Annotated in this window: 6 protein-coding genes and 2 pseudogenes; 2 read left to right on the plus strand and 6 right to left on the minus strand. The window is 71.1% G+C overall.

Annotated elements, in window-relative coordinates:
* Positions 1 to 6 precede the first annotated feature (6 nt).
* The 5 genes and pseudogenes from ABZS61_RS05260 to ABZS61_RS05280 all read right to left on the minus strand — a co-directional run.
* On the minus strand, positions 7 to 822 hold the full coding sequence (locus ABZS61_RS05260) for an ABC transporter ATP-binding protein (protein ID WP_356416434.1): 816 nt from the start codon (positions 820 to 822) through the stop codon (positions 7 to 9).
* 65 nt (positions 823 to 887) lie between these two features.
* A complete protein-coding gene (locus ABZS61_RS05265; RefSeq protein WP_356416362.1) occupies positions 888 to 1,946 on the minus strand; it encodes an iron chelate uptake ABC transporter family permease subunit in 1,059 nt (352 codons plus the stop codon).
* Positions 1,943 to 2,950 carry an iron chelate uptake ABC transporter family permease subunit gene (locus tag ABZS61_RS05270; protein WP_356416437.1) on the minus strand — a complete coding sequence of 336 codons (1,008 nt, stop codon included), beginning with the start codon at positions 2,948 to 2,950 and terminating at the stop codon, positions 1,943 to 1,945. The genes ABZS61_RS05265 and ABZS61_RS05270 overlap by 4 nt, the downstream gene beginning before the upstream one ends.
* 116 nt (positions 2,951 to 3,066) lie before the next feature.
* Positions 3,067 to 4,095, minus strand: a complete 1,029-nt coding sequence (locus tag ABZS61_RS05275) for an HAD hydrolase-like protein (protein WP_356416365.1) — start codon at positions 4,093 to 4,095, stop codon at positions 3,067 to 3,069.
* 106 nt (positions 4,096 to 4,201) lie between these two features.
* A pseudogene (locus tag ABZS61_RS05280) lies at positions 4,202 to 4,594 on the minus strand (zinc ribbon domain-containing protein); the annotation flags it as partial.
* Between the two features lie 116 nt (positions 4,595 to 4,710).
* On the opposite strand from ABZS61_RS05280, the gene ABZS61_RS05285 reads away from it, so the two are divergent.
* Positions 4,711 to 5,988: a DUF1015 domain-containing protein gene (locus tag ABZS61_RS05285; RefSeq protein ID WP_356416368.1), complete on the plus strand. Its 1,278-nt coding sequence runs from the start codon at positions 4,711 to 4,713 to the stop codon at positions 5,986 to 5,988.
* Positions 5,989 to 6,057: 69 nt separating this feature from the next.
* Here the strand turns inward: ABZS61_RS05285 and ABZS61_RS05290 are convergent, their stop codons facing one another.
* Positions 6,058 to 6,792: a hypothetical protein gene (locus ABZS61_RS05290; protein WP_356416371.1), complete on the minus strand. Its 735-nt coding sequence runs from the start codon at positions 6,790 to 6,792 to the stop codon at positions 6,058 to 6,060.
* 78 nt (positions 6,793 to 6,870) lie between these two features.
* Here ABZS61_RS05290 and ABZS61_RS05295 point away from each other — a divergent pair.
* Positions 6,871 to 7,630, plus strand: a pseudogene (locus tag ABZS61_RS05295) (hypothetical protein); the annotation flags it as partial.

Consider the following 7,630-nt stretch of genomic DNA (forward strand, 5'->3'; position numbering starts at 1 on the left):
TGCCCGTCAGGCTCCGGCGGTTGCCCTGGCGCCGGCCCGCTTCCGGCGGGCGGCCGGGACCACCAGTGGTGTTCCCGTCTCCGGGTCGTCGATGACCTGGCAGGGCAGCCCGAAGACCTCCTCCACCAGCTCCGCCGTGACCACGTCCCCGGGGACGCCCTCGGCGATGATCTCGCCCCGCCGCATGGCGATGAGGTGGGTGGCGTACCGGGCGGCGTGGTTGAGGTCGTGCAGCACGGCGACCAGCGTGCGTCCCTGTGTCTCGTGGAGTTCGGCGCACAGGTCGAGCACGTCGATCTGGTGCTGGATGTCGAGGTACGTCGTCGGCTCGTCGAGCAGGAGCAGCGGGGTCTGCTGGGCGAGCGCCATGGCGATCCAGACGCGCTGACGCTGGCCGCCGGACAGTTCGTCGACATAGCGATCGGCGAGTTCGCCGACGCCGGTGGACGACATGGACTCCACGACGATCCGTTCGTCCTCGGGAGACCACTGGCGCAGCAGCCCCTGGTGCGGGTACCGGCCGCGCGAGACGAGGTCGGCGACCGTGATGCCGTCGGGGGCTATGGAGGACTGGGGCAGCAGGCCCAGGGTCCTGGCGACCTTCTTCGCGGGCATCCGGTGGATGGCCTGTCCGTCCAGCAGGACCTCGCCCTTGCTCGGCCGCAGCATCCGGGACAGCGCGCGCAGCAGGGTCGACTTGCCGCAGGCGTTGGGGCCGACGATCACCGTGAAGGAGTTGTCGGGGATCTCGACCGAGAGGTTCTCGGCGATGACACGCTGGTCGTAGCCGAGGGTCACCGAGTCTGCGGTGAGGCGCTGCATGGTCGTACTCCCGGAGTCGATGGGGTTCTGCGAGGTGTCCGGTGCCGTCACCGGTGTACCGGGCTTCATATGCGTCCCGCCTTGCGCTCGGACACCAGCAGCCACAGCAGGTAGCAGCCGCCCAGCACACCGGTGACCACACCCACCGGAAGCTGGCGGTCCCCGAAGGCGTTCATCGCGGTCCAGTCGGCGACGAGCAGCAGGGCCGCGCCCGTGCAGGCCGCCGCGGCCAGGTTGGGGCCGGGCGAGCGGGTGAGCCTGCGGGCGACCTGCGGGGCGCTCAGCGAGACGAAGACGATGGGGCCGGCGGCAGCCGTGGCGACGGCGACGAGGACCACGGCGCAGCTCAGCAGGACGAGCCGGGTGCGTTCCACCCGTACGCCCAGGGCGTGTGCGGCGTCGTCGCCCATCTCCAGCATGCGCAGGGCGCGTCCGTGGCCGAGGACCAGGGGGACGAGAGCACCGCAGACCACGAGCAGCGGCCAGACCTGCGCCCAGTCCCTGCCGTCCAGTGAGCCGGTCATCCAGACGACGGCACGGGTGGCGTCGACGAGGTTGGCCTTGGTGATCAGGTAGTGGATGGCCGCGGTGAGCATCGCGGCCGCGCCGATGCCGACGAGGACGAGCCGGTAGCCGTGCACCCCCCGCTTCCAGGCCAGCAGGTAGACGGCGACACCGGTGAGCACGCCTCCGGCGACGGCTCCCGCGGCGACCTCGGTCGGCCCGCCGTGGAAGAGCACGATCACGATGAGGGCGCCGACTGCGGAGCCCTGGCCGAAGCCGAGCACGTCGGGGCTGCCCAGCGGGTTGCGGGAGACGCTCTGGAAGACGGCGCCGCCGACGCCGAGTGCGGCACCGACCAGGAGTCCGACCAGGACCCTCGGCAGGCGCAGGTCCGTGACGATGAACTCCTGCTGGAACGTCCCGTTGCCGAACAGCGTGGTGAGGACCTCGCCCGGCGTCATGGAGTAGTCGCCGCTGCCGGTGAGCACCACGGCCGCCGCTGCCGCCACCAGGGCGAGCAGCACGATCACGACGAGCGCACGGACGTCCACCCGGAAGGAGAAACCGCCCGCGGCCCGTACGGCGCGGACCGACTTCGCTGTGTCCTGCGGGGCCTTCACAGCTGGGCCATCCTCTTGCGTCGTACGAGATGGATGAAGACGGGTCCGCCGAGCAGCGCGGTGACGATGCCGACCTGCAGTTCGGAGGGGCGTGCCATGACCCGGCCGACCACATCCGCGCCGAGCAGCAGCACGGGCGACAGCACGGCCGCGTACGGCAGGATCCACCGCATGTCGGGCCCCGTGATGGTACGGACGAGGTGCGGGATCATCAGCCCGATGAAGACGATCGGCCCGCAGGCGGCGGTGGCCGCCCCGCAGAGCAGGGTGACGGCCGCCATCGCGAGGACGCGGGTCCGGGTCAGGTGGGCACCGAGCGCCCTGGCCGTGTCGTCGCCCATCTCCAGCGCGTTCAGCGGCCGGGCGATGAGCAGCGCGAGCAGCACGCCGAGCGCGATGAACGGCCACACCTTGCCGACGGTCTCCATGTTGGCGGAGGCCAGCGAACCGACGGTCCAGAACCGGAGCCGGTCCAGCGCCGCCGCGTCCAGCAGCTGTACGGCGTTGACGTAGCCGAACAGCGCCGCGGTGACCGCCGTACCGGCGAGGGCGAGCCGCACCGGGTTCGCCGACCGGCTGCCGCCGAGCAGGTACACGGCCACGGAGACGATCGCGGCACCGGCGAACGCGAACCAGACGTACCCGGTCAGCGAGGTGACGCCGAAGAAGCTGATCGCGGAGACGACCGCCGCGGCCGCGCCCGCGTTGACACCCAGCAGGCCGGGCTCGGCGAGCGGGTTACGGGTCAGGGCCTGCATCACCGCACCGGAGAGGCCGAGCGCCGCCCCGACGATCAGCCCGAGCACGGTCCGCGGGACGCGCACGTCCCGTACGAGGACGTCACCGCTGGTTCCCGAGTAGTGGAACAGGCCGTGCCAGACCTCGGACAGGGGCAGCGCCTTGGCCCCGATCGCGACACTCGCGAGGCAGACCAGGACCAGAACGCCCACAGCTGCCAGCAGGCCTGCGGCACGTACCGCGTGACGCCCGCGGGGCTTGGGCACATCCGGCGCGGCTGCGGGGCCGGCGCTCGATTCGGAGGGACTCTCAACCAACACCGGGTTAGGTTAGCCTACCCTCCGACCGTCTCACCTGGCCGGTTCGATGGCCCCGCCCCGGGCTACAGCCCGAGCCTGGCCACCACCTTCGCCGCGTCGAGCCCGCAGGACCCCTCGCCGGCATGTGTCCACGCCGCCCCGCACAGAGCCCGGAGCCCGTCCAGCGGGTCCCCGTCGCCCTCCAGCGTCAGAGCGTCCCCGCGCACCTCGGCCGTCCAGCCACCGCAGCGGGTCCGGCCGTCATCCTCCGTCACCTCCGGCTGACCGGTGAGCAGCCCTCGAAGGTCCCGGTCCACATAGGTCGGCCGGTACTTCGGCTCGGCGGCCAGCAACTGCGCCGCGTCGGTCACCCCGGTGAGCACCAGCAGCGAGTCGACACCTCCGTTGAACGCGCCCTCGATGTCCGTGTCCAGCCGGTCCCCGACGACCAGCGGCCTCTCGGCGCCGGTCCGCAGGACCGTCTCCCGGTGCATCGGGGGCAACGGCTTGCCGGCGACCTGCGGCTCGGCACCGGTGGCGATCCGTACGACCTCCACCGCCGCACCGTTGCCCGGCGCTATGCCGCGGGCGCCGGGAATCGTCAGGTCCGTATTGGACGCGAACCAGACGGCCCCGCCCGCGATCGCGTACGCCGCCTCGGCGAACCGTCCCCACGCCAGGTCCGGCCCGCCGTACCCCTGCGCCACCGCGACCGGCTCGTCGTCCACCGACTCCACCGGCACCAGCCCACGCTCGCGCAGCGCGACGCGCAGCCCTTCCCCACCGACCACGAGCACCTTGGCCCCCGATGGCAGTTGATCGGCCATCAGCCGGGCCACCGCCTGCGCCGACGTGATCACATCGCCGGCCTCGGCCGGCACCCCGAGCTCCGTCAGGTGCTCCGCCACCGCGTCGGGTGTGCGCAGGGCGTTGTTCGTGACGTACGCCAGCCGCATCCCGCCCTCACGCGCGGTGCCCAGTGATTCGACGGCGTGGACGATCGCATGCCCGCCCGCGTACACCACCCCGTCGAGATCGAGCAGAGCCGTGTCGTACGCCTCGCTCAGCGCCGCGCTGCTCCCGAGCGGCCGGGACCTGTACTGCTGACTCATATACCTGTGCTCCTCTTTCCATGCTTCTGCCCCGATCATCGCGCATATAGGGAGGGCACATACGATGCACAATTGACGTCCTCCCCTCCCTGGAGGGAGGGGATTCCTACGGCTCGCGCCGTGGGGTTTTCTGCTTCGTAGCCGACTGCCCGCCCGGAGTGCTCCGTTGAGGTCTTACACCGGCTCCACAGACTGTCACGGCCAGCCCGGCCGCCAGAAGGTTCTGTGCCGCGTTCGCGTCCCGGTCATGGAGCGTGCCGCAGCTTTCGCACGTCCACTCACGGACGTGCAGGGGCATCTTCGATGCGATGGTGCCGCAGGTGGAGCACAGCTTGAACGAGGGGAAGAACCGGTCGACGGCGAGGCGGGCGCGGTCTCGGCGTTCGTGCCGGGGGTTGGCGATCTTCTCCCCGGTGGACAGGGTCAGCAGGTGGGTCAGGCCGACGTCGATGCCGACCGCCGTTTGCGTGGCGGGCAGCGGTCCCACGGTCGGGTCCTCGCCTGGTCAGAGTGCTGCGGTCCGCCCAGGGGGCGAATCGCAGCCCGATGCCCTGCTCCGCAGGAGCTTCGCTTCCTCCCCGGCCCAAAAGCCGGGGCATCCACGAAAGAGTCAGGATGAACGCATCAGAGCCCGCCGGTCAGGGACTGCGGCTGATCCCCTTCCGCGGGCTGCGGTACGTCCCCGAGCGGGTCGGCAGCCTTGCCGCGGTGACCTCACCGCCGTACGACGTCGTGGTCAGGCCCGACGGGCTGCACCACCTGGAGTCCGCGGACCCCCACAACATCGTGCGGCTCATCCTTCCGCAGGCCGGCACCGCCGCTGCACGCCACCAGCAGGCAGCCGAGACCCTGAAGCGCTGGCTCGCCGAGGGCGTCCTCGCTCCGGACCCCGTCCCGGCGCTCTACGTCTACGAGCAGCGAAGCGGCGAGGTACTGCAGCGGGGCGTGATCGGGGCCCTGGCGCTCTCCCCTGCCGACGAGGGCATCGTGCTCCCGCACGAGGACGTCATGGCCGATGTCGTGGAAGACCGCGCCGACCTCATGCGCACCGCGGCGGCCCATCTCGAACCGCTGCTGCTCAGCTACGTCAGCGACGGCGCGAAGACCGGGGCGACCGCCGTCATCGAGCGCGTGGTGGAGCGCCTCCCGCTGCTCACCACCACGACGGAGGACGGCTTCAGCCACCGTCTCTGGGCCGTCACCGATCCTGGCGAGCACGTGGAGATCCAGGCGGATCTCTCCCGCCGCCAGGCGCTGATCGCCGACGGCCACCATCGGTGGGCCACCTACCTCGGGCTCCAGAAGGAGCAGCCGGCGCCGGGACCCTGGGACTTCGGTCTGGTCCTCCTCGTCGACACGGCCCGCTATCCCCTACAGGTCCGTGCGATCCACCGGCTGCTGCACCGTCTTCCGGTCGCCGAGGCGATCGGCGCCCTGGGCAGCAGCTTCCGGGTCAGGGAGATCGAGGGACCGCTCCCCCGGGCCCTGGACGCGCTCACCGGGGCCGCCGCGGAAGGCAACGCCTTCCTGCTGGCCGGCGACGGCAGTTTCCACCTCGTCGACCGGCCGGACGGAGACCTCCTCGCCCGCACGGTTCGTGCCGACCGGCCGGCGGCCTGGCGTGCACTGGACGCGACCGTGCTGCACTCCACGCTCCTGGACCACGTCTGGAGGATTCCCGACGCGCCGGAGCACATCGCGTACATCCACGACACCGCGGCGGCCGTCGAGCAGGCCGAGCGGCACAATGCCACGGCGGTGCTGATGCATCCGGTTCGCGAGGACGTCGTCCGGGACCTGGCCAGACAGGGCGTCACCATGCCCCGCAAGTCGACGTCGTTCGGCCCCAAACCGGCCACGGGTCTCGTTCTGCGCAGTCTCGACACGGACTGAGGACGGGCAGCAAAAGAAGAGGGCGGCACCCGTGACGGGTGCCGCCCTCTTCTTTCAGCCGTTCAGCGCCTACGCCTTCGCGGAACCCTCCGCGTCGTCGTCCTCGTCGTCCTCAACTTCCTCGATCTCCAGGTCGTCCGCGTCGTAGTACTCGTCCACGCCGTCGTCCTCGTCGTCCTGCTCCGCGGCGCCCGGCGCCTCGGCCTCGACCACGGCCGGGTGCTCGTCGTCCTCACCCATGGCGTCGACGAACTCCACACCGTCGAGTTCGGCGAGCCGGTCCGACGCATCGGTCGCGCCGTCCTTGTCCGCCTCGAGGGCCTTGCCGAACCACTCACGTGCCTCGTCCTCGCGCCCCGCTTCCAGGAGCGCGTCCGCGTACGCGTACCGCAGGCGCGGGGTCCACGAGTGGACGGAACTGGAGGCGAGCTCGGGGCCCTGCAGCGTGACGATCGCCGCGTCGATCTGCCCCATGTCCCTGCGGGCTCCGGCGGCGACCAGCCGCATCTCGACCTGACCGGCCTTGTCCAGCTTCTGGACCTCGGGCCCGCCGGCCATGTCCATCGCCCGCTCGGGCCTGCCGAGTCCGCGTTCGCAGTCGGCCATGACGGGCCACAGGTCCACGGAGCCGGTCATGCGACGGGACGCCCTGAACTCGGCCAGTGCCTCCGCGTACCTCTGCGTCGCGTACGCCGCGAAGCCGGCAGCCTCACGCACCGCTGCGACGCGCGAGGCCAGCCGCAGTGCGATACGCGAGTACCCGTATGCCTGCTCGGGGTCCTCATCGAGAAGGCGGGCCACCATCACGAGGTTGCGCGCGACGTCCTCGGCGAGGGTCTTCGGCAGGCTGTACAGCTCCTGCCGGACATCCTTGTCGATCTCGTGGCCCGTGACGTCGTCCGGGATGGGGAGCCGCTTGATCGGCTCACGGTCGCGGTCGTCGCGACCCTGGTACCCACCGCGGTCGTCGCGACCCTGGTACCCACCGCGGTCATTGTCGCGACGGGGCGCACGGTCCCGGTCACGGCTCCTGTCGTCACGACCACCACGGTCGTCGCGGCGGAAACCACCGCCGGTGCTACCACCGCGGCTGTCGTCACGACGGAAACCACCGCCGGTGCCACCGCCACGGTTGTCGTCACGACGGGGGCCGCTGCTGGGACGGTCGTCACGACGGGGAGCGCGGTCATCACGACGCTCGAAGCCACCACCGGGGCGACCACCACGGTCATCACGCTGACCACCGCGGTACCCACCACGCTCGTCATCACGACGCGGCGCACGATCATCACGGCGGAAACCACCACCGGTGCTGCCGCCGCGGTTGTCATCGCGGCTGGGGCCGCTGCTGGGACGGTCGTCACGACGCTCGAAGCCACCGCTGGGGCGACCACCACGGTCATCACGCTGACCACCGCGGTACCCACCACGCTCGTCATCACGACGCGGCGCACGGTCGTCGCGACGGAAACCACCACCGGTGCTACCACCACGGCTGTCATCGCGACGGAAACCACCACCGGTGCTACCACCACGGCTGTCGTCACGACGGAAACCACCACCGGTGCTACCACCACGGCTGTCGTCACGACGGAAACCACCACCGGTGCTACCACCACGGCTGTCGTCACGACGGAAACCA

This window comes from Streptomyces sp. NPDC005566, from assembly GCF_040605575.1.
GTDB lineage: Bacteria > Actinomycetota > Actinomycetes > Streptomycetales > Streptomycetaceae > Streptomyces.

Coding starts and splice junctions, on each gene's coding strand:
- ABZS61_RS05260 (WP_356416434.1), bottom strand. CDS start 822: ATGCAGCGCCTCACCGCAGACTCGGTGACCCTCGGCTACGACCAGCGT.
- ABZS61_RS05275 (WP_356416365.1), bottom strand. CDS start 4,095: ATGAGTCAGCAGTACAGGTCCCGGCCGCTCGGGAGCAGCGCGGCGCTG.
- ABZS61_RS05285 (WP_356416368.1), top strand. CDS start 4,711: ATGAACGCATCAGAGCCCGCCGGTCAGGGACTGCGGCTGATCCCCTTC.
- ABZS61_RS05290 (WP_356416371.1), bottom strand. CDS start 6,792: ATGGTGGCCCGCCTTCTCGATGAGGACCCCGAGCAGGCATACGGGTAC.